Source organism: Bradyrhizobium sp. NBAIM14 (genome assembly GCF_020193895.1).
GTDB lineage: Bacteria > Pseudomonadota > Alphaproteobacteria > Rhizobiales > Xanthobacteraceae > Bradyrhizobium > Bradyrhizobium yuanmingense.
The window spans coordinates 331,351-356,811 of record NZ_JADYVQ010000003.1 but is presented as its reverse complement, the minus strand read 5'-3'; the positions used below and the strand labels follow the sequence as shown (position 1 = coordinate 356,811).

Genomic DNA, 25,461 nt, shown 5'->3' with positions numbered 1-25,461 from the left:
AGAATCCGGAGAACGACAGTGATTGATCGGAAATGGAATGTGATGGTCACCGGTGGCGCCGGCTATGTCGGCAGCGTGCTGGTTCCGCAATTGCTTGCCGCGGGCCACAAGGTCACCGTGCTCGACTTGTTCATGTATGGCGAGGACGTCTTCGACGCCGTTCGTGACAATCCGAACCTCCGCCTGATCAAGGGCGACATCCGCGATGAGGCCGCGGTCAACGAGGCCCTGCGCGGCAACAACGCGGTGATCCACCTCGCCTGCATCTCCAACGATCCCTCGTTCGAGCTAGACCCGGCACTCGGCAAGTCCATCAACTACGACTGCTTCCGTCCGATGGTGCGCGCTGCGAAGAAGGCGGGTATCAAGCGCTTCATCTACGCCTCCTCCTCGAGCGTCTACGGCATCAAGGATGAGGCCGAGGTGACCGAGGAGCTGTCCTGCGAGCCGCTCACCGACTACTCCAAGTTCAAGGCGATGTGCGAGACCGATCTTGCCGACGAGGCCGCGTCCGGCTTCGTCACCTGCACGGTTCGCCCTGCCACCGTCTGCGGCTACGCTCCGCGGCAGCGGCTCGACGTCGTCGTCAACATCCTGACCAATCTGGCCGTCAACACCGGCCGCATCCGCGTGTTCGGCGGAACGCAGAAGCGGCCCAATCTGCACATCCAGGACATGACGGCGGCCTATCTGTTCCTGCTGCAGCAGGACGATGCGAAGATCGACGGCAAGACCTACAACATCGGCTACGAAAACCACTCGCTGATGAAGATCGCCGACATCGTCAAATCGGTGGTCGGCAACAATGTCGACGTGGCCGTCGAGCCGACCGACGATCTCCGTTCCTACCACGTGTCGTCGGAGAAGATCCGCCGCGAGCTCGGCTTTGCGCCGACGCACACGATCGAGCAGGCCGTGTCAGGTCTCGTGGACGCCTTCAGGGCGGGCCGTCTGCCGAACTCACTCAACGATCCCAGGTATTTCAACATCAAGATGATGCAGAACATCAGCCTGAAGTGAGCGGCGTGCGGATCGGCATCGATTTCGACAACACGATCATCTGCTACGACAAGGTCTTTGCCGCCGCCGCGCGCCAACGCGGGCTGGTGCCGGAGGGCTGGGACGGGCTGAAGACCGACGTGCGGGATTTCTTGCGATCCCGCGCCGGCGGCGAGCTTGCCTGGCAGGGGCTGCAGGGCTTCGTCTACGGCAAGGGAATCGGCGGCGCCGAGATCAACCCTGGCGTCCGCGAGTTCCTTGCCGCGTGCCGCAAGGCCGGCGCGAGCGTCCATATCGTCAGCCACAAGACGCAGTTCGGCCATCAGGATCCCGATCGGGTCGATTTGCGCGAGGCTGCGCGTGGCTGGCTGAAGAGCGCGGGCCTTATCGACACCGCCGACGCGGCGATCTCGGCGGGCAATGTCTATTTCGAGGACACGCTGGCGGCCAAGGTCGAGCGGTTGGCAAGCCTGCAGCTCGACATCTTTATTGACGATCTCGTTGACGTCTTCGAGCAGCCGCATTTTCCGAAGGCGACGCGATCGATCCTGTTCACGCAGTCGCGGCCGCCGCATCCCGCGCATTGCGAGCCGCTCGCGACCTGGGCCGATATCCACCGCGGAGTGTTCGGAGCATGAGCCAGTCGGACCTCAGCGCACAGGATGCGGTCTCGATCGGCAGCCGCCTCTCCGGGGCGCGGGTCGCGGCGGCGCAACCGGCGCGGGCCGGCGGCAACAACCGGGTGTTTCGGCTGGAGATGGCGGAAGGCCCGCCCCTCGCCCTCAAGCACTATCCGTCCGACGGGCGCGATCGGCTGGGACAGGAATATGACGCGCTCTCGTTTCTCTCGCGCCACGGCATCAATGCGACGCCGCGGCCGATCGCGAAGGATCCGGCCGCGTTCTGTGCGCTGTATCAATGGTTAGACGGTGAACCCGCGGTCCTGCATCCGCAGCCCGACGACGCCGACCAGTTGGCCGATTTCCTGATCGAGCTGCAAAAGCTGCACGACGCTGAAGGCGCGCAGACTCTGCGGAATGCGTCGGCCAGCATCTTCTCGGCCGAGGCGGCCATCGCCCAGTACGAGCAACGCCTCGACGACCTGAGGCGGACTTCGGATGATCATCCGGATCTGCGCGCGTTCATGGACGGCAGCCTGGTTCCCACCGCTGCCGTCGCGATCCGGCAACTCCGTCGGCGCTATGCGGAACGGGGCCTGGATCCCGCCGCGGACCTTGCGCCCGCCCAACGTGCATTGAGCCCGTCGGATTGCGGACTACACAACGCACTGCGCACCGACGACGGCAAATTGCGCTTCATCGACTTCGAGTATTTCGGCTGGGACGACCCGGTCAAGCTCGTGTCCGACACCGCGATTCACCCCGGCAGCGGTCTGCCCGTGGCCGATGCGAACCGATTGATCGAGCGGCTCTCGCGCGCTTTCGCGGCTGGGGATGACGCGTTTGCGGTCCGCCTTGACGTACTGTATCCTGTGTTCGGGGCGATTTGGTGCCTGATTGTCCTGAATGCCTATTTGCCGGAAAGCCGCTCCCGGCGTGCCCTGGCTGCGCAAGGTGGCGATCTGACGGTCCGCCTTGCCGGCCAGCTCGACAAAGCCCGTCGGCTCCACCAAACGATTTGCCAACGTGATCCAGATCTCACCCCACGCTGAAGCTGCTCTCACCTGCACGCTGGACGAGCGGAGCCTCTATTTGCGCCGCCTGGTCCTCGGTTCTGTCCGCTCCGCGGGACGCGGCCATGTCGGGCCTGCCCTGTCGCTGATCGAGATGGTCCGCGTGCTTTACGACGACGTGCTGCGGATCGACCCGAAGAACCCGGGCGATCCCGATCGCGACCGCGCCATCCTCAGCAAGGGACACGGATGTCTGGCGCTCTATGCGCTATTGGCCGACCGCGGCTTCTTCCCGCTGTCGGAGCTGGACGGCTTTTGCGGTCCCGACAGCATTCTGGGCGGACATCCCGAATACGGCATGGTGCCCGGCGTCGAGGCCTCGACCGGCGCGCTCGGACATGGCCTCTCGATCGGCGTCGGCCTTGCGCTCGCCGCCCGCATGCGCGAGCGCAGCTACCGCACCTTCGTGCTGCTCGGCGACGGCGAGATCAACGAGGGATCGGTGTGGGAAGCGGCGATGGGCGCGACCAAGCACGGCCTCGACAACCTCGTCGCGCTGATCGACTACAACAAGCTGCAGAGCTACGGCCCCACCGACTACGTGCTGCCGCTGGAGCCGCTCGCGGACAAGTGGCGCAGCTTCGGCTTCGCGGTGCAGGAGGTCAACGGCCACGACGTCGGCGCACTGCGCATGGTCCTGAAGCAGCTCCCGGCGGTTGCCGGCAAGCCCACCGCCATCATCTGCCATACCGTCAAGGGCAAGGGTCTTCCGGCTGCGGAATCCAATGCCGATTGGCATCACAAGAACAAGCTGACCGACAGCGAGCTCGACGCCATTCGCGTCGCCGTCGGCGATTTTTGATCGGCTCCCCATGCGCAACACCGCGATGAACATGGTCCACAAGCTCGCCGCGCGCGACGAGCGTGTGCTTTACATCGGCTCCGATCCGGGTGCCGGCACGCTACGTGCGATGAGCAAGGAGTTCCCCAAGCGCCATCTGATCGAGGGCATCTCGGAAGCGCATATCATCGGCATGTCGGCCGGTCTCGCGATGGAGGGCTTCGTGCCTTACGTCAACACCATCGCGACCTTCCTCACCCGCCGCTGCTACGAGCAGGTCGCGGTCGATCTCTGCCTGCACAATCTGCCGGTACGGCTGATCGCCAATGGCGGCGGCCTCGTCTATGCGCCGCTCGGTCCCACGCACCAGGCGATCGAGGACATCGCCATCATGCGGGCGCTGCCCAACATGACGGTGATCTGCCCGTGCGACGCCGACGAGGCTGCGCGCATGATGGAGCAGACGCTGGATTGGAAGGGCCCGATCTACATCCGGCTCGGCAAGGGCGGCGATGCCATCGTGTCCAAGGCCGAGCACGGCTTCGAGATCGGCAAAGCCATCCTGATGCGGCCGCCCGGCGACGTCCTCATGGTGACCACCGGCATCATGCTCCAGCGCGCCCTCGCCGCAGCCGACCTGCTGGCCGCGCAAGGCATTCGCGCCGGCATCCTGCACATGCATACCGTGAAGCCGCTCGATACCGCAGCGCTGCTGCAGGCGATCCGCGGCACCAGGCTCGTGGCCACGCTGGAGGAGCACGTGCCCTCCGGCGGCCTCGGCAGCGCGGTCGCGGAGGCGCTGATCGACAAGCTCGGCTCCGGTTTCCCTGCGATGCTGCGGCTGTCGCTGCCCGACCGCTTCATGCACAATTACGGCTCTCAGGACTCGCTGCTGAAGAAGCACGGGCTCTCCGCCGGCGCCATTGCGACCTCGATCGAGCATGCGCTCGCGGCGTCGCACACCCCCTCACCTCAACTTCATTCCACCTGACGGGTCACATGTACGACGTTCGATATTCCTATCTGCTCGAGCAATTCGCGGATCCCGCACCGATCCTCGCCGAGATCGGCCGGCTGGTTGCGACCGGTGACTTCACCCTTGGCAAGCCCGTCGCCGAGTTCGAGAAGCGCTTCGCCGAATTGATCGGCGTCCGGCACGCCATCGGCGTCGGATCCGGCACCGACGCGCTCAAGCTGCCGCTCAAGGCGCTCGGCATCGGTCATGGCGACGAGGTCATCACCGCCGCGAACACCTTCATCGCCACGGTCGGCGCGATCGCGGAAACCGGCGCGACGCCGGTTCTTGTCGATTGCGACGATTCCTTTTGCATGAACGTGGACCAGGTCGAGGCTGCCATCACCGGGAAGACCAAGGCGATCATGCCGGTCCAGTTGACCGGCGAGGTCACCGACATGGGCAAGCTGATGCCGATCGCGCAGCGCCACAACATGCCGGTGGTCGAGGACGCCTGCCAGGGCATCCTGTCGGAGTTCGCGGGAAAACGCTCCGGCACCCACGGCATCGCGGCCGGCTTCTCGCTGCATCCGCTCAAGAACCTCAACGTCTGGGGCGATGCCGGCGTCGTCGTCACCAATGACGACGGCATGAACGAAAAGCTCCGCCTGATCCGCAACCACGGCATGAAGAACCGCGACGAGATCGCGATCCTCGGCTGCAACTCGCGGCTCGATTCCTTGCAGGCCGTGGTCGGCAACTGGCTGATCGGCCAGACCAGCGAGATCACGCGCCGCAGAATCGAAAATGCGGCCTACTACGATGCGGGTCTCGCCGGCCTGCCCGGCCTGCGCGTCCCGCCGCGCCGTCCCAACGTGAAGCACGTCTACCATCTCTACATGGTGTTCGCCGAACGTCGCGACGAGCTCTACAAATATTGCCTGGACAACGGCATCGAGGCCAAGATCCACTATCCGATCCCGCTGTACCAGCAGGAAGGCCTGAAGCATCTCGGCTACGCGCCGGGCACGTTTCCGGTCACCGACCGCCACGCCAAGGAAGTCATCAGCTTCCCGGTCGACCAGCACCTGACGCGCGCCCAGCAGGACCGCGTCATTGAGACCGTCAGGAAGTTCTGCCATGGACGCTGACACCGGCCGCCGGCGCATCGGCTACGTCAATCTTCCCGCGCAGTTCGAGGAAGAGCGCGCCGAGATCATGCAGGCGGTCGAGGGCGTGTTCCAGCGCGGCGACTTCATCGGCGGGGCGGCGGTCGGAAGGCTCGAGGAAGAATTATCCGCCTATCTCGGCTCGCCGCATGTGGTGACGCTGAATTCGGGCACCGACGCGCTGATCCTCGCCATGCGGGCGCTCGACATCGGTCCCGGCGACGAGGTGATCACGCCGCCGAATTCGTTCGTGGCATCGACCGCCGCGATCATCGCGGTCGGCGCCACGCCGGTGTTTGCGGACGTGCTGCCGGACCAGAACATCGATCCGGCCGCGGTCGAGGCCGCCGTCACGCCGCGGACCAAGGCGATCATGCCGGTGCATCTGACCGGACGCATGGCCGACATGGCTCCGCTGATGGCGATCGCTGCGAAGCACGCGCTCGCCGTGATCGAGGACAGCGCCCAGGCGGTCGGCTCGACCTATGACGGCCGGATGAGCGGCACGATCGGCACCTTCGGCTGCTTCTCCGCCCACCCCTTGAAGAATCTCAATGCCGCCGGAGATGCCGGCTTCCTCGTCACTGCCGACGCCGAGCTTGCCGCAAGAATCCGACGGCTGCGCAATCACGGCCTGATCAACCGCAGCGACGTCCAGGAATGGGGGATCGTGTCGCGGCTCGACACGCTCCAGGCCGAGGTGCTGCGCATCCGCCTGCGCCACCTTCCTTCCGTGATCGAACGCCGGCGGCGCAACGCCGCGCAATACCGCGCCGAGCTCGCCGGCCTGCCCCTGTTCATTCCGCCCTGCCGGAACATCGAGTTCAACACCTTCCACACTTTCGTGGTGCAGACCGAGCGTCGCAACGACTTCCAGAAATATCTTGCCGACAAAGGCATCGAGACCGCGATCCATTATCCGGTCCCGATCCACTTGCAGCCGGCAGCAGCGCATCTCGGCCATGGCCGCGGCGCGTTTCCGGTGACGGAACGGCAGGCGGACCAGATCCTCACGCTTCCCATCAACCAGTTCCTGTCGGCCGCCGACATCAGCTATATTTGCGCGACCGCCCGGGAGTATTTTGCATGACGGACACGGACTTCCTGCACGCCGACGAGCAGGCGCTGGCGCAGCGTTTCATCGACGATGGCTTCGTCACCACCCCGGCCGACGATCGCGCCGGGCTCGACCGGATCCAGCGCCGTGCTGCCGAGCTCGCGGCGGACTATCTGAAGCTGCCGCACAGCAACGATCCCTACGCGATGCTCGACACCATCCACACGCGGGTGAGCGTGGATGATCTCAACGGCCTGCGGCTGCACGTCTTCAACGGCCTCAACGCCGAGCCCTGGTTCCGGCCGACCTATTTCCGCCTGGCGCGCTCGACGATCGAGACCATCGTCGGCAACGAGCTCTGCATGCAGCGCCGCGTCAATCTCAGCATCCAGCTTCCCGGCGACAGCTCCTCGCTGCTCGCCACCCATTCCGACGTCTGGTCGGGCGACTCGCCGTTCGAGGTCGTGGTGTGGGTGCCGCTGGTCGATGTCCACCGCACCAAGTCGATGTATCTGCTGCCGCCGTCCCTGAACGGCGAGATGCAGGACCGGATGGCGGCCTTGCGCAGCGCCGAAGAGCTCTACAAGACCATCAAGCCGCACGCGACCTTCATCGAGATTCCCTACGGTCACGTCATGCTGTTCAACCAGACCCTGATGCACGGCAATCGCGTCAACGAGGAAGCCGGCACGCGCTGGAGCATGAACTGCCGCTTCAAGAGCATCATGTCGCCCTACGCGGACAAGCGCTTCGGCGAGTTCTTCGAGCCGATCCTGCTGCGCCCCGCAACCCGTGTCGGGATGCAGTACAAGCTGCCGGGAGGCTTCCATGGCTGAGCGAGCCGGCCACCGCGGCTATATCGGCGCCAGGCCGCTGAACGGCAGCCGCACCCCGCAGCACGTCCAGAACATCGTGATCCGCGACTATGCGCGGCGCAAGAACCTGCACTATCTGTTGAGCGCCGCCGAGCACACCATGCCCGGCAGCTACATGGTGCTGGAAGACATCCTGGACGAGCTGCCGCAGCTGCGTGGCCTGATCCTCTACAGCATCTTCATGCTGCCGCCCGACGAGGCTCGGCGGCGGCAGATCTACGACCGCGTGCTGCGCGAGGGCTGCGATCTCCATGCAGCGGTCGAGGAGATCACGCTGGCGTCTCAGAAGGACATCCAGGCCGTCGAGGACATCCTGCTCGTCAACAGGTTCGCGACTATCCTGTGATGATGCCGCGGACCGGTTGGCCCCCATGACCGAGATCAACCTGCTCCAGCCGATGCACGCATCGACGAGGCGGGACTACGTCCAGCGCGTGGTCGAGCACGACAAGGCGGAATCCGCCACTGTGGCGCGGCAATGGGGACGCGACTATTGGGACGGCGACCGGCGCTACGGCTACGGCGGCTATCGCTATGACGGACGGTGGCGCCCGCTCGCCCAGACCCTGATCGATCGCTACGGCATCAAACCGGGCATGAGCGTACTCGACGTCGGCTGCGGCAAGGGCTACCTGCTCTATGAGTTCACCCAGCTCGTCCCCGATCTCAGGATCGCCGGCATCGACATCTCCGAGTATGGCATCGCCAACGCCAAGGAGGAGGTGCGGCCGCATTTGAAGGTCGGCAGCGCCGTCGAGCTCCCCTACCCCGACCACACCTTCGACCTCGTCGTCTCGCTCGGCGTGCTGCACAACCTTCCGCTCGAGGACGTGTTCCGCGCGGTGCCCGAGATCGAGCGCGTCGGACGCGGCACCTCGAAATATCTGATGGTCGAATCCTTCCGCAACGAGCGCGAGAAGGCCAATCTGCTTTACTGGCAGCTCACCTGCCTGAGCTTCCACGGCCCGCAAACATGGGCCTGGATCTACGACAAATGCGGGTATCGGGGCGACCATGGGTTCATCTTCTTCGAATGAGGCAGGCCTGCACCGGCCGACCTCGTTGCGCGCGCAAAATCCGGAAGTGTACTATTCGGACGATGCCATCGTCACCGCGGACGATGCCACGATCGCGGAGCTGAAGCGCATCGCCGCCGGCAACCCGCGCCTGCGCAGTCGGCTGTGCACGCATCCCGATCCTTCGTCCGGACTGCACGAGATGCTGATCGTGCACCATCGCGAAGCCTATGTGCGGCCGCACAAGCACCTTGGCAAACCTGAATCGTTCCACGTGATCGAGGGGACCGCGCAGGTCGTGATCTTCGAGGACGACGGCGGCATTCGCGAGGTGCTCGAGATGGCGCCCTACGGTCAGGGCAAACGCTGCTATTATCGCATGCCGGAACAGGTCTTCCACTCGATCCTGATCACCTCGGAATGGCTGGTATTTCACGAAACCACCGCCGGCCCGTTCGATCCTTCGCGCACGGCATTTCCCGACTGGGCGCCTGATGGCAGCGACGCTGCCGCGGTGCAGGACTACGTCACAAGAATTGGTAGGCTCGCCGCGGAGCATCTGAACAAACGAGGCAAAGCCTAGGACCATGGTCACCCCCGTCGGTTTCGACGATGCTCGCACGAATGTAGATCCGAAAGCTGCGGCTCTCCGACAACGGGAGCGGGCGGGCATTGGATACGTCTACGTCGCTCTGGTTCTCGCCTTTGTTACGGCCGTGCCCGCGCTGTTCGCGCGTGAGGTCTTCGGCGACGATTGGACTGTGTACTACATCTATTGGACTCAAGGTGCCGCTGGCGTCGCTCGCGTGCTGTGGGAGTCGGCACACGCCGGCTTCGCAATCCCGATGACGCTGTTTGTGGCGCTTTTGAACGATACTCCCGATGTCTCTGCGCGGCTCGCGGGACTAGCCTGCCATCTGGTCAACGGCGTGTTGCTTCACTCCGTCCTGTCGCGATCATCCTATACGAGACGGATCGCCGGTCTTGTCACGGCTCTGTTCCTGCTCAGCCCGTTCTATGCAATTCGCCTGACACTCAACGCGGTCTACGACTTCTTCCTGCTCTTCTATCTGCTGTCCTACGAGCTGTCCTATTCGAAGGTGCGGGCGCTTCGATGGAGCGCACCTTTTTGTCTGTTATTCGCGTTGTCGCTCGAGACTCTGATCGCCCTCGAACCGGTTCGCGTCGTGCTCACCTGGTCTGGTCCCGAGCGGTGGAGGCAGAAACTCGCGCGTCTTGTACCGTTCTGGCTGGCCGTTGCAGCCATGATCGTTCTGCGACTGACAATTCTGGGGAAGAGCGGCCACTACGCCGGACAATACAGTTTCGCGAACGATTTCTCGATCATAGCCAATGCGCTCTATGCGCACCTCATGGCCTTCCCGAGCGGCCTGAGCTACGCATATTCTCACGGGGTTGCGCTGCTGGGGCTTCCTGTTTCCGCGGCAGTGACATTGGCCACGATCGCCGTCTTTGCCCGGTTCTCATCGACAGCATTGTGGACGCCCTGGCTGCTGAACGGCCGCTCGACCACGAATGCGATGCTTCTGCTGCTGGTGCTGGGAGCCGCGATTGCCCTCATCGGCGCGCTGCCCTACGCTCTTACCGGAATTTATGGCGACGTGACGCGGGGCGAGTCCAGGCTACTCTTTCCCTCGCAGTTCGGCGTCTTGATCCTGATGGCGACCGTTGTGCAGGCGATTCCGGGATCGCGCGTCCGCGCAGCCGTCGCGGGGGGCTTGGTCGCGATCTTCGCCTTGTCGTCGGCTCACGATTCCAAATGGCTGCTCTACGACGGGTTGCTCAGCAGCGACATGCTGCGGCAAGTCCGAGCAGCCTTGCTCGCGGACCCCGAGCCAAAGGTCGTTAAGCTCCAGTTCGAGAACTCGCACGTCTTCTCGTTCCGCTCACGATGCCTCGGCGGCAATGACATGAACGTGGCACAGACGATCCTGCGGGATGAAAATCGCGAGCGGTCGTTTATCTACACGGACTACTGCGGGGATTTTACTGATCCTCATTTCGTTGTGAACGGCAACTGCCCGGTTTCCTACCTCGAGACCTTTCCTTGCCCACCCCGTCGCGAGACCTGGCGCTATCGCGCCGCCCCGGGAATTCCACGACCCGACGACATTGGATTCATCGAGCTTCTGACGGCGACCCTCGGAAATAACTCCTCGGCCACGGAGGGCCGCGGTGAACTGATGCAGTTGAAGGATGGAGAGCCGGCCCCTGTGGCGAGAGCCGAGTATCGGCCGCCTTGCAATCGGCCTGGCGTCCGAGGCGCAGCCTGGTTGCTGGCGCTGCCGGCACCGGCATGTGAAGGTGCTGCCTCTGGAGTTCGCTAGAGCATGCGTCAGCCATGGAGGGTTCCAGCGCCCATCGTCCAGACACAAACATTGCCATGCCGGAGGCAACCACGGGCTTCGCGGGATTGTTCAGGGAACGCTGTGGTGGTAGAAGCGCCTCGCAACGGGAAGTTCAGGCAATTGGGGACTGGACGTGATTTCAGAGAAAGTTAGATTTTCCGCTGTGTTCGACGCAGCCTCCTCCCCGACTTCGATCGTAGCTAGCCTCGAGACCTCCTAGTGGAGTACACAAGGGAATTCTCGATCGCCGCCAGAGCTGTTATGGCCGCCCTGCTGGGATGCGCCGTCGCCTACGTGGTGCTGCTGCTGGTGAAAAATCACCTTCCGTCATTTCAATCAAATTTCGTCGAAGGCTTCGACATGGCCTTGGCAGACAGGAATTGCGATTTCTGCAAGAAGGCGTTCTACGGCTCGTTCTTCCTGTCCGGGCCGATTGCGGCAGCAGCGGCATTGTACGCGACGTATCGATCATCGGGCTCGCTCGCACTGAGCGCCATCACGGCGAGCTTCGTCTATCTTGCCCTCGGCGCTGCCAACGATTGGAGGAGCCCCGGGATCGCGATCGCCCTGCTGGCGGTCGCCGCTATCACCGTCGCGCTCAATCGAGACGCCAACAATTACCTTCCTGCTGCAAAACCCTCGACCGACACCCGGTTCAGCGTGGGGTCCGGCGATCTGCTCGCGATCATATTCCTCGCTCTGCTGCTGATCCCCTCCGACCTCGAAGGCCTGACCGCGGCCGTGAGGGACGAAGCGCACAAGGTAAGTTACTTCATCGGTCCCGCGCTTTATGGCTACGCCCCCGGGCTCGTTCCCGGATTGGACTTCCATTCGCATTACGGCCCTGCGCTCGGCTGGTTCTTTCATCTCATCATGGGAGATGATTGGAAATCGGCGGCGATGCGAGCGGTCGGATTGAACATCGCGGTCACGCTCGCGACCTACGTCCAGGCCTACTTTCTTCTGTATTACTTGATCCGCTCGAAGCTTGCCGCGATCGCCGTCATCACGGCGCTCGCCGTGCTGGCTTTCTCTACGACCGGCCAGTTCTACTCGCCATCTGCCTACCCGACGCGATTTCCGCTCTTGATCGTCTTTGCGCTCGCGATCAGCCTGCACTGCACCGCTCCCGGGCGCCTGACATGGCTAATCCTATCGGCCATCATGTGCGCCGTCTCGCTGCTCTGGCAGACCGAGATCGGGCTGTTCTTCCTTGTGACGGGTACCTTCGTCGCGGCGATCGCCGGAGGGTTTCCGAACTATCGCAATGCCCTCGTGTTCGCAGTCACATCGATAGGTGCCGCAATCCTAATGTGCCTGGTGCTGTTCGGCACGAGAGCCTTCTCCCTGGAGTTTCTGATCGAATGCTTTCGCCCGCTCGTACTCTACGGGACCGGGTGGGGAAGCACGCCCATCAAATGGGACTTGGGCTGGGGCATCATCTACAATCTGCCGCTCCAGATCGTCGGATGCATCACCGTCGGCTGGGCCGCGATCCGGCTGTCACGGCCCTCCGATTCCTGGCATGACCGGTTCGTGACCGGGATTCTGCTGACCCTGTCGATGATTGGCATGGCGCTGATGATCAAATGGGTCAACCGGACGCTGGACGCTGTCTGGCACCAGAACGCGTTGCCGCTGGTGATGGTCTCGGCCTGGTGGATCCGCCAGTTTTCAACGGGGTGGCAACCGTCGTTCCGAAGAACCGCCGGCGCCATAACGGCCGCTGCGACCGTTCTTGCGCTGCTGTTCGTCCAGGACAAGAACAATCCCCACCTCTACGGCCTGAGATCGTATGCAACTTATCCCAGCCTTCTGCGGTGGCCGTTCGTCTCGAGCCCGGCGGTCACGTGGCAGGAGGACCTGGATCAGATCACCGAGGCCGACGCGAAGTTCATCCAGGATAAAACCAGGCCAGACGAGAGGGTTCTGGTCATCGCCCTCAGGGATTGGGCCTATCTGGCCCAGGCCCATCGGGCGCCGATGGCCTATTTCATGCCGTTCCTGGTGTCCTTTGACGCGCGGTTCCTGGATCGCTCGATGAACCCGGCGGACCGGCTGTTCTACGACAGCATGGTTGAGCGCAGGCCGGAGTACCACCATGTTCAAGAGGTCATGAAGCGGATCAAGCGGGATTTCGTGGCCGTGGAGACCCGGGGTAATTTGACACTCTACGAGCGGCGGCGGCCTTGACGTCGACCGTGCTCGCAGCCGTCGCGCGCGTACATGGCCGGCCGCATCCACCTCCAATTGAGGGACGGCGGCACGTCTTGCAAGACCTATCCACGGCTGCTACCTGCTTTGGCCGAGAACGCACAGGCCGGAGGAATGCCCCGCGTAACCCGGTTATGATGTATCCGGGAGCGTCTCGTTGCCGGCCACGCCGGTTTCCATTGAAGGTCGCCTCGTCAGACCTGCTCAAATGCGAGAATAATCAGTGACCGATCATTGCCGCCTCTGCCATTCGACCAACCTGCGACCGGTCATCGACCTCGGGCAAATGCCAATCGCGCATCGACTTCGGCGCAGCCGGAACGAGCAGGAGGAGCGGTATCCGTTCGAGGTCCTCGCCTGCGGCGACTGCGGCCTGCCGCAGATCGTCAAGCCGATTGATCCAGACATCCTCTATCGCCAGTTCAACTACAATTTCAGCAGCTGGAAGCCGGAGCCGCACCAGGTCGACGAGCTCGACACCATCGCGAAATTGTCGAAGCACCAATCCGTGTTCGAGATTGGATGCAACGACGGCCTGTTCATGGATAAGTTGCGCGAACGCGGCGCGAAGGTCTTGGTGGGTGTGGAGCCCAACCCCGTGTCGGGCAAGATCGCCCGCGAACGCGGCATCAAGGTCTATTCCGACATGATCAGCCCGGCCCTGTGTCACGACGCGGTCGCCCAGTCCGGCAAGTTCGATCTCGTGGTCTCGCGCCAGGTGCTGGAGCACATCGTCGATTTCGAGAACTTCTTCGACTGCGTGAAGATCGCGCTCAGCGACGACGGACTGCTGTTCATCGACGTGCCCGACTTTGATCCCGGTTCGACGGCGGGCGACCTCTCCGTGCTGTGGGAGGAGCACGTCAGCTACTTCACCGAGCCGACGCTACTCGCGCTCTTGGTCCGCCACGGCTTCGAGGCCGTCTCGGTGAAGAAATACAATTTCAGCGGCGGCAGCCTCGCGATCGCCGCCCGTCGTGCAACCCGCGACGTGACGCCGCCGCCTGCGCCCTCCGGCGTCGGCGAGAAATTCGGCCAGCGCGCAAGGGAGTACGGCGCGCGCCTGCGGCCGATCCTCGCCAAGGCCCGTGCGAACGGCGCCGAGATTGCCATCTACGGCGCGGGCTGCCGCGCCTGCACCTTCACCAACGCGCATGAGCTGGCGGAGCTCGTCGATCTCTCCGTAGACGACCAGAAGGAGCGCCAGGGGCTGTTCCTGCCCGGCACCGGCATACCGATCCGTTCGCCGGACGAACTCGCCGGCAAGTCGGAGCCGCTCGTCTGCCTTCTCGCCGTGAACCAGGAAAACGAAGCCAAGGTCAGCAGCCGGCTGCGCGAGAACGTGAAGCGGCCGCTGCACATCGTTTCGATTTTCGCGCCCTCCGACATCTGGAGCGAGCTCGACCGGCTCGAGGCGGCCTTGGGTTAGGGACGCGGCATGGCTGACGAGAAGCTCTTCAATTACTACGAACGTCAGGACGTCCTACCGACGTTCGGGAATTTCAAATCGGCCGCCGAACTCGATGCATATGCCAGCCAGCGGCGCGAGCTGTTTTCAGACAAGCTCGTGCTGCCGCCGCGGCTGTTCCGCGATGCGGAGTTGCTCGAATTCGGTCCAGATTCCGGTGAGAATGCGCTGGTGTTTGCCGGCTGGGGCGCGAACATGGCGCTCGCCGAACCGAACCGGCATGCGCATCCGAAAATTGAGGCCTATTTCGCGCATTTTGGCCTGAGCGAGCGCCTGCGCGAACTCGCGTTGGCCGATGTCGAGGGATTTCGCAGCGAGCGCCGCTACGACATCATCGATGCCGAAGGTTTCATTTACACCGTGCAGCCGACCGAAAATTGGCTCGGCGTTTTCCATCGGCTGCTCAATCCGGACGGTTTCGCCGTCGTGTCCTATTACGAGCGCTATGGCGGCTTCTTCGAGCTCGCGCTCAAGGCAATCCATGCCGCCGGCAAGGCTTTGTCAGGCCGTCCCGCACTCGAAACCGCGAAGACGCTTTTCGACGCGAAATGGAACAGCATTCCGCACACCCGCAGCTTCGAATCCTGGCTGATGGACGTGCTCGAGAACCCGTTCGTCCGGCATCGGTACTTCCTCGACGCAGCCGCCTTGTGCACGGCAGCGCATGAGCAGGGATTCGACATCCATTCGGCGTGGCCAGCCTATCGCGACAGCCTGGACGTCTACTGGCACAAGAAGGTTCTCTCCGCCGACGAGAAGCTGCGGCGTGCGGCGCGCCATCTCCACCGCAGCCGCCTCAGCTTCCTCGGCGGACGCAAGCTCTACCTGGTCGGCAAGGCCGATGCCGTGGCGGCGATTTCGGCATCGATCGAGACGCTGGTTCTCGACGTCGACGCGATGATCGACGCCCCCTTCGGCGAGAGCCTGCCGCGCGTGATCGCAAGCCTTGCGTCCTTACGCGAGGCGATCCGAACGACGGACATTCTCGCGGACGATGCTTCCGACATCGAAACCATCGTTGCGACGCTCGACAGTTTCCACCGCATCTTCGCCGCGATCGGGCGACGCGATGCGCCTGCGGTCACGGCCCTGACCCAGACAGATCCGGCATTCATCAACACCTGGGGACAGCCGGCGCATTTCCTCGTCATCCGGAAGCGCTTCAAGGGATCATAGCCAGTGAGGCCAGGCATTGGCATCATCGGAACGGGGATGGTCGGCCAGATGTGCCACCTCGCCAATTTCGTGGCCAATCCCGCCTGCCGCGTCGTCGCCATCGCCGATCTCCGGCCGGATCTCGCTGCCGCCGCAGCGCAGAAGTTCGGCATCTCGCAGGTCTACGGCACGCATCGGGAGCTGCTCGCGGACGCTGCGGTGTCCGCTGTCGTGGTCGTGACAAAGCGGCGAGCCACCGGTCCGATCGTGCTGGACGCGTTGAACAGCGGCCGCCACGTGCTGTCGGAGAAACCGATGGCCTATACGACGGCTCAGGCGACGTTGCTGGTCGAAGCGGCGCGGCAGCGAAACCTCGTCTACAGCGTCGGCTACATGAAGCGTCACGATGCCGGTGTGGCGCGCGCGCTCGATGTGCTGACGCGCTTGCGCAACGACCGATCGCTCGGACGCGTGGTCCGCGCCAAGGGCTGGTGCTTCGGCGGCGACACCGGCCGGTCGCGCGACAATTTCGTGATGACCGGCGAAACACGGCCGGACGGGATCGAACTCTGGAAGGACGGTCCCGACTGGATGCCGAGCACGATGCGGGCCGGCTACGACAACTTTCTGAACGTCTTCAGCCATATCATCAATCTGACGCGCTACCTGCTCGGATCATCGCCAACGCTCGCCGACAGCTCCGTCGAAACTTCGGGAGCCGCGCGCATCACCCTCGACTTCGACAGCATCGCTTGTACGCTGGATCTCGTGAACGGGTCCGAGGGAGCCTGGCGCGAGGGTCTGACGATCGATTTCGAGCGCGGCGCGGTGACCTTGAAACTGCCCCCGCCCTTTGCCGAGCAAGAGGCGGAGGTCATCGTCGAGCACGATGGTCAAAGCACGCATCTGACGGGTGAAAAGAGCTGGGCATTTCGGCGCCAGGCCGACGCCTTCGTTTCCGATATCGCCGAGGGACGCCCCCCCCTGGCCTCCGGCGCGGACTCGGTGACCGACATCTCACTGGCGGAGATGGTCTACAAGCGGCGGGCTGACGGCATCGCATGATGCGGAAGTTTGCGCAGCCAGCCGTTTCCATCGCGACACACGCGAGTCCGCGTGACAATCGCCAGTCAAAGGCGCCGGGCTGCCTTGACCTGAAAAATACGACCCCCTATAGACTTTCGCTCTGACTGGCCTGAGAGGCGTCCGGGACGATTTTCCGCAATGAACCTGCTACCGGGCCCGGCGCAAGCTGCTGCGATTGGTGTCAGCCTCGCCTTTCCACTGTTGTTGCTGCTTTACGCGCGCATCGCCGCCACCGGCGGAGCCGGCCGTCGCTTCCGGCTGGGCTGCATCAGCGTCGTCATCCTTTACGCCGTCGCCTGTATCGCCCTTCCAGGTCAGCGCCACGTCGGCGATGTGCTTGGCGGTCTCTTCCTGCTCGGGACCGCAATGATGCTCTGCTACATCCTGTTCAGCCTGCTGGCCTGGGGCTTCACGCTGACGCTGCTCACCGCACTCGTTCAGGCTGGACATCCTCTCACCCTGGAGCAATGGGCGAGAGCCTACATGCAAGGTGGAGATCTCGGCACCTTCACGCACAACCGCCTGAAGCTCCTGATCGGGGCCGGGATGGTCATCACGGCGGACGGCCGGCTTGCCCCCACCTCCAAGGGGGTTGCGGTAGCGCATCTCGTCAAGCTCGTTCGTCTGTCGACAGGCCTTGGGTGAGTCGATGTCCTTTGCTGTCGGACTTGCCGCCGTCGCCGCGTTCGCCCTGCTGGCGCCTGCCCTGCAATTCATGGCCCGCGCACGCGCTTGGCCGCTCGGACCCGTGACCCTGCTGGCGATTGCCACGGTTGTCTCGCACGGTCTCGGGGTGATGCTCGGAATTCTCTTCGTCCCGCAGCTTCAGTACTGGGACGCCGCGTCGATTTTCGGATTTTGCGTCATGGCTTACGTGTTCGCCTTTGGCGCCGTGTATAAATCGGTTTCGCTGGGCATCCTGCTCAGCCTCGTCGATCGCCCCGATCGCAGGGCACCGCTATCGGAGATCGCTGACGGGCAGGTTCCAGATCTGTTCCGCGGACGAATTGGGAACTTGGTCGATGGCGGCTTGGTGGAACGGACCGATTCGCACTTCGCGGCGACGGCGGCGGGCCGGAATATGGCAGGCCACGTCGGACGGCTGCGCCGCGCCTTCGGCATTGGCGACACCAGCCTCTATGATTTTTCCGACTAGTTGCGCGGAACACACACATCATAGGTTTCGCGCCGGTCTTGTGGGCATACCGGCGAGCCGCATTGTTCGCCCGGTTCAGATGACCTAGACTTGCATGGGGTCACCGGGACAGAGTGGCCCCGCCAACGGGCGCATACAATGACACCTTCCAGGGCGGCAAAAAGGCTTACGATCGTCATTCCTGCACTGAACGAGCAGGACAAGATCGCCGACACGATCGACGGCGTGCTGCCGCTCGCCCGCGACCTGCTCGACGATTTCGAGATCTTCCTGATCGACGACGGCAGCACCGATGCCACCGGCGCGATCATGGACGAGTTCGCAGCCGGCGAGCCGCGCATCATCGTGCATCACAATGCCGAACCGCGGGGTGTCGGTGCCGGCTTCGAATATGCGCTGTCGCGCGCGAAATTCGATGCCATCACGCTCATCCCCGGCGATCACGCCTTCCAGAACGAGGGTGTTGCCCGGATGTTCAAAGCGGCGGGCGCCGCCGACCTCGTCATCACCTATCGCGACAACCAGTCGGACCGCTCCGTCAACCGCTCGCTGCAGTCGCATTCGTTGCGGTTCATCCTGAACTGCCTGTTCGGCTTCTGGCTGTCCGACTATCACAGCATGATCGTCTATCCCGTGAAATGGCTGCGCCAGATCGCGGTCAAGGCCGACGGCTACGGCTACCAGATCTGTGCGCTGATCTCCCTGCTCCAGCTCGGCCTCACCTACGTCCAGGTTCCGGTGAGCCTGAACGCGGAGCTGAAGGGCTCGTCGCGCGCGCTGCGGCTGCGCACCTATCTCGAGCTCGGCGGGACCATCCTTTCCCTGCTGCGCCGCGTTCCCATCCGGAACGTCAACCTCAGGCAGATTCCCGCCGACGCGGAACGGACCCCGGCGCGCTAGGCCTCGCCAGACCACGACACGGCACCTCCAGCACAGCGGCTGCGAGAGCACGGGCGCGCGCGAGACGCCCTCCCGCCGCAATCTAGTCTAAGTGATTGATTTGGCTGGCAGGAGTGGCAGGGCTCGAACCTGCGACCCCCGGTTTTGGAGACCGGTGCTCTACCAATTGAGCTACACTCCTACGAACCCGCGTCGCCGCGGATCAGGGGCGCTTTCAAGCACAGAGAGCGGCCGGTTTGCAAGGGTGAACCGCGCCGGCTTCGCTTGTTTGTGCCGGGGGTTCTGGGCCACAGTCCATCGGCCATAACGAAAAACAATCGGGAGTGCCCATGACCGCTACAGCGACCGCCACTGCCGCCCCGCAGGCCGCAAACGCGCCCCACACCCCAGCTTTGCCGGAAGCGCGCCCAGAGACGCTCGGGCTGTCGCGGCCACGGCTCCAGGCCATGTCGGACGCCTTCAAGCGCGAGATCGACAAGGGAACCGTTCCCGGGGTCACGGTGCTGGTGGCGCGACGCGGCCAAATCGGCTGGTTCGAGGCGCTCGGCAAGCAGAGCCCGGCAGGCGCGGCGCCCATGGCGCGCGATTCGATCTTCCGCATCTTCTCGATGACCAAGCCGATCGTCTCGGTCGGCATCATGACGCTGGTCGAGGACGGACAGCTCCTGCTCAGCGATGCCGTCGCAAAGTTCATACCGGAGTTCGCGAGCCAGCAGGTCGGCGCCGTCAAGGACGGCCGGTTGGAGCTGGTACCGCCGGCGCGGCCCATGACCGTGCAGGACCTGCTCCGCCACACCTCCGGCCTCACCTACGAGCACCAGGGCGACGGCCCCGTGCACAAGCTCTACCAGGAGTCCCGCGTCCGCAGCCGAAAGATCACCAACGCCGAACATGCCGCGCTGGTGGCGAGCTTCCCGCTCGTCTGCCAGCCCGGCGCGGAGTTCAACTACAGCCGCTCCACAGATATTTTGGGCCGCATCATCGAAGTCGTCAGCGGCAAATCGCTCGGCGCGTTCCTCACCGAGCGCGTGCTTGCGCCGCTCCAGATGGCCGAAACCGGCTTCTCGACAAGCCAGGCCAATGCCGGCCGCCTTGCCGAGCCGTTCGCGGCCGACCCGTGGACCGGCGACAAGGTCGCGCTGTTCAACATGCTCGAGCAGCCCGTGATGGAGTCCGGCGGCGGCGGCCTGGTCTCTACCACGATGGACTACGCCCGCTTCTGCCTCATGCTGCGCAATGGCGGCACGCTCGACGGCAACAGGATCATCGGCCGCAAGACCCTGGAGCTGATGGCCTCCGATCACCTCGGGCCAGGCGTGCCGACCAACGGCACGCTGCTATCGCCGGGTCATGGCTTCGGCCTCGGCTTTGCCGTGCGCCGCGAGGCCGGCATCGCGCCCTTCCCAGGCAGCGTCGGCCAGTATTTCTGGAGCGGCATTGCCGGCACGTTCTTCTGGATCGATCCGAAGGAGGATCTGTTCGCAGTGTTCATGAGCCAGGGGCCGGGACAGCGCGACCACACGCGGACCCTGGTGCGGGATCTGGTTTACGCGGCGGTGGAGTGAGGCCCTGCGCTTACGCGCGACGCCGTATCATCATCCGCACTGTCATGCCCCGCGAAGGCGGGGCATCCAGTACGCCGCGGCGGTCATTCGTTCACACAACTGCGGCTGCGGGGTACTGGATCGTCCGCCTTCGCGGGCGATGACCGCTGTGTATGGGTGGACTACGTGCCCTTTCCCTTCCGACAAACGCATCAACTGATCGTCGCGCCGCCATCGATCACCATGGTCTGGCCGGTCATGAAGTCGCCGGCCTTCGAGCCCAGGAACACGGCCGCGCCGGCGATCTCGTCGGGGATGCCGATGCGCAAGAGCGGCGAGCGCGAGGTCGAGGCTTTCAGGTTCTCCGGATTGTCCCACAGCGCCTTGGCAAAATCGGTCTTGATCAGGCCCGGCGCGATGCAGTTCACGCGAATGTTGTGCGGGCCGTATTCGCAGGCGAGGTTGCGCGCGAGCTGCATGTCGGCGGCTTTCGAGATGGCGTAAGCGCCGAGGATGGTCGAGCCCTTGAGGCCGCCGATCGAGGAGACGATGATGATCGATCCGTCCTTGCGCTCGATCATCTGGGGCACCACCATCGAGATCAGCCAATTGTTGGCGACGATGTTGTTGTCGAGGATCTTCCTGAACTGATCGTCGGAGATGCCGGCGAGCGGGCCGTAATATGGATTCGATGCGGCGTTGCAGACCAGCACGTCGATCTTGCCGAAGGCGCGGTTGCTCTCGTCGACGAGGTTTTGCAAATTCTCTTTCGAGGAGATGTTGGCGGCGACCGCGACCGCGGTGCCCTTGCCAAATCTGTCGTTGATGCCCTTCGCCACCTGCTCGCACACGTCGGCCTTGCGCGAGGAGATCACCACCTTGGCGCCGTGCTCGGCCATGCGCTCGGCGATCGCGAGCCCGATGCCGCGCGTCGAGCCCGTGATGACGGCGACTTTCCCCTTCATGTCGAACAAGGTCATGTTTCTCTCCCAGATTTGATTTTCGTATTCAGTATCAGGCCAGCTTCTTGACTTCCGGCCCCGCCGGCTGATGCATCGCCGCGTGCGCTGGATCGGCGATCCACGGCTGCTGATTGACCATCGGCAGCCGCCAGACCGTGCGATCGGGACTCGCAAAATAATCCAGCCGCGTCACCGAGCAATTGTCGATGTCGAACGACAGCCCGCGCTCCGGCTGCCCGCCGAGCGCGAACCCCACTGCCGCCCTGATAGTGCCGCCATGCGCGACTGCGATGATGTCCTGCCCGGCCGCCTCGGCGTTGATCCGCTCGATGGTGCGGCGCGTGCGGTTGTACAGGTCCATGAAGCTTTCACCGCCGGGCGCGGGCTCGTTGATGTCGGCGAACCAGCTCGCACCGACGGGGCGGCTGGCAATGAACTGGGCGCGGTTCATGCCCTGCCAGCGGCCGAGGTTCTGCTCGGCGAGATCCGCCTCCCATTTCAGCGCTGCCGGCCTTGGAAAACCCGCGGCCCAGATCGCCTCGGCGGTCTGATGGGTGCGCATCAGATTGCTCGAATACCAGACCGCCTGGCGTGGCAGCACCTTGGCAACAGCGTTGAACACGTAGGTATCGCTGGTATCGCAGGCGATGTCGCTCTGCCCGTAGATGTTGCCGCCGTCGTTGCGCACCGGCGCGTGACGGACCCACCACCACCGCGTGATGACCACGTTCGGCTTGTCTGCACCTGCCATCGAAACCCTTCCATCCCGTCTATTGTCGCTGTACGTGAGTAGTGAACGCGTCTCAAGACACTTTGCCGTTTGAAATCTTGTTTGAAATTCCGTCGCGCGGCAAGCGTCGTGCACGAGCAAAAGGGAGAAACGCATGGGTCGCCTGCAAGGCAAATCCGTCATCATCACCGGCGCCGGCAGCGGCATCGGCCGCGCGGCTGCGCTGCTGTTCACCAAGGAGGGCGGCAAGTTGATCGCGGTCGATCGCACCGAGGCGGTGAAGGAGACGGTCGAGGAGATCAAGAAGGCCGGCGGCGTCGCGGAAGCGATGGTTGCGGATGCCGGCTCCGAACGAGACGTCATCGCTGTGATCGACAAGGCGGTGAAGACGCACGGCCGGCTCGACGTGATCTGGGCCAATGCCGGCGTCTCCGGCGGACTCGTTCCGCTCGCCGAGCAGACCGTCGAGCATTGGCAGGAAATCCTGCGCGTCAACCTGATCGGGCCGTTCCTCGCGGTGAAGTACGCCATGCCGCACATGGTCAAGCAGCAGTCCGGCGCGATCGTGCTGACCGCCTCTGTCGCCGGCCTCAAGGCCGGCGCGAGCGGGCATCCCTATGCCGCGAGCAAGGCCGGCGTGATCAGCCTGGTGCAGACCACGGCGTATTCGCTCACCGGCACCGGCGTGCGCATCAATGCGGTCTGCCCCGGCCTGATCGAAACAGGCATGACCAAGCCGATCTTCGACCGCGCCAAGGAGCGCGGCACCCAAGACAAGATCGGCCAGCTCAACCCGCTCAAGCGGCCGGGACAGCCGCACGAGCTCGCGGCGATGGGACTGTTCCTGGCGAGCGACGAGGCTTCGTATGTGAACGGCCAGGCGTTCCCGGTCGACGGCGGCTTGACGGCATCGATGCCATATACGGGCAAGCCGGTTTAGTTCGCAGGTCGTGTCCCGGACGCGACGCAGCGCGCAAGCGGTGCGGCGCAGAGCCGGGACCCAGCAGGCTACGTCGCTCGCTGCTGCACGGGCCCCGGCTCTGCAGCGCATCGTCGAACCGGACGATGCTTCGCATCGCCGGGGAGACGCTGCGCAGCGTCCGGGCCACGAGACGTGAGTTTCAGGTACACAGCTGCCTCAATCCTTCATTGCGAGCGCAGCGAAGCAATCCAGAATCCCTCCGCGGAAAGACTATGGATTGCTTCGCTGCGCTCGCAATGACGGTCGTGTGGTGGGCAGCATCCGGGCTGCGGGACTGTGTTGATTTGCTCGACCGGGGCTCACGTTGGTATGGTTCCTGCAGGCAACTCAGCCTCCATTCCCTGACAAGACCGTGACAATGCCAAGCTCAAGACCCGACCGCATCCGAAAACTCCTCGCCGACCTCGTCTCGTTCGACACCGTCAGCGACCGCACCAACCTGCCCCTGATTGCCCATATCGAGAGCTATCTCGCCGCGTTCGGCCTCAAGGGTGAGCGCATCGTCGACGAGACCGGCGAGAAGGCTTCGCTCTGGGTCACGATCGGGCCGGAGGATCGGCCGGGCTTCGTGCTGTCGGGCCATACCGATGTGGTGCCTGTCGTGGGCCAGGACTGGAGCCATGATCCGTTCAAGCTGGTGGAGCGTGACGGCAAGCTGTACGGCCGCGGCACCACGGACATGAAGGGCTATGTGGCGGTGTGCCTCGCCATGGTACCGGAGATGGTGGAGGCGAGACTCAAGACGCCGATTCATCTGGCGATCTCCTATGACGAGGAGATCGGCTGCGTCGGCGTGCGGCCGATGCTGCACGAGGTCGCGAAGAAGAGGGTCCGGCCGCTCGGCGCATTCATCGGCGAGCCCACCCAGATGCAGGTCATCATCGGCCACAAGGGCAAACACGGCGTGCGCGCCACATTCCACGGGCTTGCACGTCATTCCTCGATCGCGCCCGACGGCGTCAATGCGATCGAATATGCCGCCGAGCTGATCGTCGAGATCCGCCGCCGCGCCGTGGCGCTGGCGGCCGTGCGGTCGACGGACAGCCTCTACGATGTCCCGCATTCGACGCTGCTCACCAGCATCGTGCAAGGCGGCGCAGCGCTGAACATCGTGCCTGATACCTGCACCGTGGATTTCGAATGCCGCGGCATCGGGATCACCGAGTCCAAGGAGGTGACTGATGCGATCGTCGCCTGGGCCAAGGCCGAGATTGAGCCGGCGATGAAGGCGAGACATCCCGATTGCGGCATCGATTTCGAGGAGATCCTCGACTATCCCGCGCTCGACACCGCCGCCGACGCCGCCATCGTCACGCTGGCCAAGAGCCTCGCAGGACGCAACGACCACGCCAAGGTCGCGTTCGGCACCGAGGCGAGCTTGTTCGCCGACATCGCCGACATTCCCTCCGTGGTGATCGGCCCGGGCTCGATCGCGCAAGCGCATACGCCTGACGAGTTCGTGGAGATGGCAGAGCTGGAGAAATGCGCGGGCTTCGTGGAAAGGCTCATCGCGCATTGTGCGAAGGGGTAGCTCGTCGTCATTGCGAGGAGCGAAGCGACGAAGCAATCCAGACTGTCACCACAGAGAGGTTCTGGATTGCTTCGCTGCGCTCGCAATGACGGGCGTGTAGGAACCTCCTGCCCGGATATCGCTGTACTCATCCGCTGCGGGCTCACCGCTCCTGCAGGGCCAGCCTCACGCCGACGGCGCAGTAGATGGCGCCGACCACCTTGCCCTGCCACTTCACCACCGCCGGATGGCGGCGCAGTAGGTTGCCGAGACGACCGGCGCCGACGGCGAACACGACAGTGCTGACGAGACCGAGCAGCACGAAGACGACACCGAGAATGGCAAGCTGAAGTGCAGGCGCGCCGTGCTCCGGCTTCACGAATTGCGGCAGGAACGCCAGGAAGAACAGTGCGGTCTTGGGATTGAGCACCTCGGTCAGCACGGCCTCGCGAAAGGCACGGCCCGCGCCGATCGGAGGGGCACCGCCGTTCAGCGCGATCGGCGCCTCGTCCAGCATGGCCCGAATGCCGAGATAGATCAGGAAGCCAGCGCCGGCATATTTGACGATGCTGAACAGCAGCGCCGAGGTCGCGATGATCGCCGAGAGTCCGACAATCGCCATCCCCGTATGTACCAGGTCTCCAGCGGCGATTCCCGCACCCGTGGCGATGCCGACCTTCGCTCCCGAGCTTGCCGCCCGCGCCATCGTGAGCAGCGTCGCTGGTCCCGGGATGAAGACGAAACCGAGCACGATGAGGACGTAGGTGATGAGGGTAGTGTGGTCGATCATGCGCGGGTCTCCCGGGGCGGATTGGGCAAAGGGATACAAGGACTCGGTCG

25 protein-coding genes and 1 tRNA gene are annotated in these 25,461 nt (G+C 64.0%); 22 read left to right on the top strand and 4 right to left on the bottom strand.

The genetic code is table 11. The features are described 5' to 3' along the window. The first annotated feature begins 18 nt into the window (after window positions 1-18). The 19 genes from I6F28_RS10680 to I6F28_RS10590 all read left to right on the top strand — a co-directional run bounded on the left by I6F28_RS10680 (window position 19) and on the right by I6F28_RS10590 (window position 18,893). Entirely contained in the window at window positions 19-1,020 is a 1,002-nt protein-coding gene (locus tag I6F28_RS10680; RefSeq protein WP_036010979.1) for an NAD-dependent epimerase/dehydratase family protein, read from the top strand. A 5-nt stretch (window positions 1,021-1,025) separates the two neighbouring features. Then, the gene (locus tag I6F28_RS10675) at window positions 1,026-1,637 is read left to right on the top strand and encodes an HAD family hydrolase (protein WP_225113233.1); all 612 of its coding nucleotides are present in this window, start codon (window positions 1,026-1,028) and stop codon (window positions 1,635-1,637) included. Continuing rightward, on the top strand, window positions 1,634-2,671 hold the full coding sequence (locus I6F28_RS10670) for a phosphotransferase (protein WP_225113234.1): 1,038 nt from the start codon (window positions 1,634-1,636) through the stop codon (window positions 2,669-2,671). The genes I6F28_RS10675 and I6F28_RS10670 overlap by 4 nt, the downstream gene beginning before the upstream one ends. Next, complete coding sequence (locus I6F28_RS10665) at window positions 2,646-3,494, top strand: transketolase (RefSeq protein WP_082641499.1); 849 nt, start codon at window positions 2,646-2,648, stop codon at window positions 3,492-3,494. The genes I6F28_RS10670 and I6F28_RS10665 overlap by 26 nt, the downstream gene beginning before the upstream one ends. A 10-nt stretch (window positions 3,495-3,504) precedes the next feature. Beyond that, complete coding sequence (locus I6F28_RS10660) at window positions 3,505-4,464, top strand: transketolase family protein (RefSeq protein WP_036010951.1); 960 nt, start codon at window positions 3,505-3,507, stop codon at window positions 4,462-4,464. An 8-nt stretch (window positions 4,465-4,472) separates the two neighbouring features. After that, the gene (locus tag I6F28_RS10655) at window positions 4,473-5,579 is read left to right on the top strand and encodes a DegT/DnrJ/EryC1/StrS family aminotransferase (RefSeq protein WP_225139868.1); all 1,107 of its coding nucleotides are present in this window, start codon (window positions 4,473-4,475) and stop codon (window positions 5,577-5,579) included. Further along, the gene (locus I6F28_RS10650; protein ID WP_225139867.1) at window positions 5,569-6,687 is read left to right on the top strand and encodes a DegT/DnrJ/EryC1/StrS family aminotransferase; all 1,119 of its coding nucleotides are present in this window, start codon (window positions 5,569-5,571) and stop codon (window positions 6,685-6,687) included. Before I6F28_RS10655 ends, I6F28_RS10650 begins: the two co-directional genes overlap by 11 nt. Beyond that, complete coding sequence (locus I6F28_RS10645) at window positions 6,684-7,490, top strand: sporadic carbohydrate cluster 2OG-Fe(II) oxygenase (RefSeq protein WP_025037016.1); 807 nt, start codon at window positions 6,684-6,686, stop codon at window positions 7,488-7,490. Before I6F28_RS10650 ends, I6F28_RS10645 begins: the two co-directional genes overlap by 4 nt. Continuing rightward, the gene (locus I6F28_RS10640) at window positions 7,483-7,875 is read left to right on the top strand and encodes an LIC12192 family sporadic carbohydrate cluster protein (protein ID WP_036010940.1); all 393 of its coding nucleotides are present in this window, start codon (window positions 7,483-7,485) and stop codon (window positions 7,873-7,875) included. Before I6F28_RS10645 ends, I6F28_RS10640 begins: the two co-directional genes overlap by 8 nt. Before the next feature lie 25 nt (window positions 7,876-7,900). Beyond that, window positions 7,901-8,566, top strand: a complete 666-nt coding sequence (locus I6F28_RS10635) for a class I SAM-dependent methyltransferase (protein WP_225139866.1) — start codon at window positions 7,901-7,903, stop codon at window positions 8,564-8,566. Further along, on the top strand, window positions 8,544-9,128 hold the full coding sequence (locus tag I6F28_RS10630) for a WbuC family cupin fold metalloprotein (RefSeq protein WP_050996026.1): 585 nt from the start codon (window positions 8,544-8,546) through the stop codon (window positions 9,126-9,128). The genes I6F28_RS10635 and I6F28_RS10630 overlap by 23 nt, the downstream gene beginning before the upstream one ends. Before the next feature lie 4 nt (window positions 9,129-9,132). Further along, window positions 9,133-10,893, top strand: coding sequence for a hypothetical protein (locus I6F28_RS10625; RefSeq protein ID WP_109143348.1), 1,761 nt, complete (start codon window positions 9,133-9,135; stop codon window positions 10,891-10,893). Between the two features lie 315 nt (window positions 10,894-11,208). Then, a complete protein-coding gene (locus I6F28_RS10620) occupies window positions 11,209-13,107 on the top strand; it encodes a hypothetical protein (RefSeq protein ID WP_225124880.1) in 1,899 nt (632 codons plus the stop codon). A 244-nt stretch (window positions 13,108-13,351) separates the two neighbouring features. Beyond that, window positions 13,352-14,557, top strand: a complete 1,206-nt coding sequence (locus I6F28_RS37615; protein ID WP_225139865.1) for a class I SAM-dependent methyltransferase — start codon at window positions 13,352-13,354, stop codon at window positions 14,555-14,557. 9 nt (window positions 14,558-14,566) lie between these two features. Beyond that, window positions 14,567-15,772 carry a class I SAM-dependent methyltransferase gene (locus tag I6F28_RS10610; RefSeq protein WP_225139864.1) on the top strand — a complete coding sequence of 402 codons (1,206 nt, stop codon included), beginning with the start codon at window positions 14,567-14,569 and terminating at the stop codon, window positions 15,770-15,772. A gap of 3 nt (window positions 15,773-15,775) precedes the next feature. Beyond that, entirely contained in the window at window positions 15,776-16,816 is a 1,041-nt protein-coding gene (locus I6F28_RS10605) for a Gfo/Idh/MocA family protein (RefSeq protein ID WP_225139863.1), read from the top strand. A gap of 159 nt (window positions 16,817-16,975) precedes the next feature. Beyond that, on the top strand, window positions 16,976-17,482 hold the full coding sequence (locus I6F28_RS10600) for a hypothetical protein (protein ID WP_109143344.1): 507 nt from the start codon (window positions 16,976-16,978) through the stop codon (window positions 17,480-17,482). A gap of 4 nt (window positions 17,483-17,486) precedes the next feature. Then, window positions 17,487-17,993 (top strand): hypothetical protein, encoded by a 507-nt coding sequence (locus I6F28_RS10595; RefSeq protein ID WP_225139862.1) that lies wholly within the window; start codon window positions 17,487-17,489, stop codon window positions 17,991-17,993. Between the two features lie 138 nt (window positions 17,994-18,131). Continuing rightward, a complete protein-coding gene (locus I6F28_RS10590; RefSeq protein WP_036010911.1) occupies window positions 18,132-18,893 on the top strand; it encodes a glycosyltransferase family 2 protein in 762 nt (253 codons plus the stop codon). A 105-nt stretch (window positions 18,894-18,998) separates the two neighbouring features. Here the strand turns inward: I6F28_RS10590 and I6F28_RS10585 are convergent. After that, window positions 18,999-19,074, bottom strand: a tRNA-Trp gene (locus I6F28_RS10585). Between the two features lie 148 nt (window positions 19,075-19,222). On the opposite strand from I6F28_RS10585, the gene I6F28_RS10580 reads away from it, so the two are divergent. Continuing rightward, on the top strand, window positions 19,223-20,458 hold the full coding sequence (locus tag I6F28_RS10580; protein ID WP_225139861.1) for a serine hydrolase domain-containing protein: 1,236 nt from the start codon (window positions 19,223-19,225) through the stop codon (window positions 20,456-20,458). A gap of 191 nt (window positions 20,459-20,649) precedes the next feature. Here the strand turns inward: I6F28_RS10580 and I6F28_RS10575 are convergent, their stop codons facing one another. Further along, window positions 20,650-21,417, bottom strand: a complete 768-nt coding sequence (locus tag I6F28_RS10575; protein ID WP_225139860.1) for an SDR family NAD(P)-dependent oxidoreductase — start codon at window positions 21,415-21,417, stop codon at window positions 20,650-20,652. A 34-nt stretch (window positions 21,418-21,451) separates the two neighbouring features. Further along, window positions 21,452-22,150 (bottom strand): histidine phosphatase family protein, encoded by a 699-nt coding sequence (locus I6F28_RS10570; protein WP_074448153.1) that lies wholly within the window; start codon window positions 22,148-22,150, stop codon window positions 21,452-21,454. A 133-nt stretch (window positions 22,151-22,283) separates the two neighbouring features. Here I6F28_RS10570 and I6F28_RS10565 point away from each other — a divergent pair, with 133 nt between their 5' ends. Together I6F28_RS10565 and argE are read left to right on the top strand one after the other, a co-directional pair. Beyond that, window positions 22,284-23,069: an SDR family NAD(P)-dependent oxidoreductase gene (locus tag I6F28_RS10565; RefSeq protein WP_036027664.1), complete on the top strand. Its 786-nt coding sequence runs from the start codon at window positions 22,284-22,286 to the stop codon at window positions 23,067-23,069. A 400-nt stretch (window positions 23,070-23,469) separates the two neighbouring features. After that, entirely contained in the window at window positions 23,470-24,642 is a 1,173-nt protein-coding gene (gene argE, locus I6F28_RS10560; RefSeq protein WP_036027666.1) for an acetylornithine deacetylase, read from the top strand. A gap of 142 nt (window positions 24,643-24,784) precedes the next feature. Here the strand turns inward: argE and I6F28_RS10555 are convergent, their stop codons facing one another. Beyond that, on the bottom strand, window positions 24,785-25,411 hold the full coding sequence (locus I6F28_RS10555) for a LysE family translocator (protein WP_036027667.1): 627 nt from the start codon (window positions 25,409-25,411) through the stop codon (window positions 24,785-24,787). Window positions 25,412-25,461: the final 50 nt, after the last annotated feature.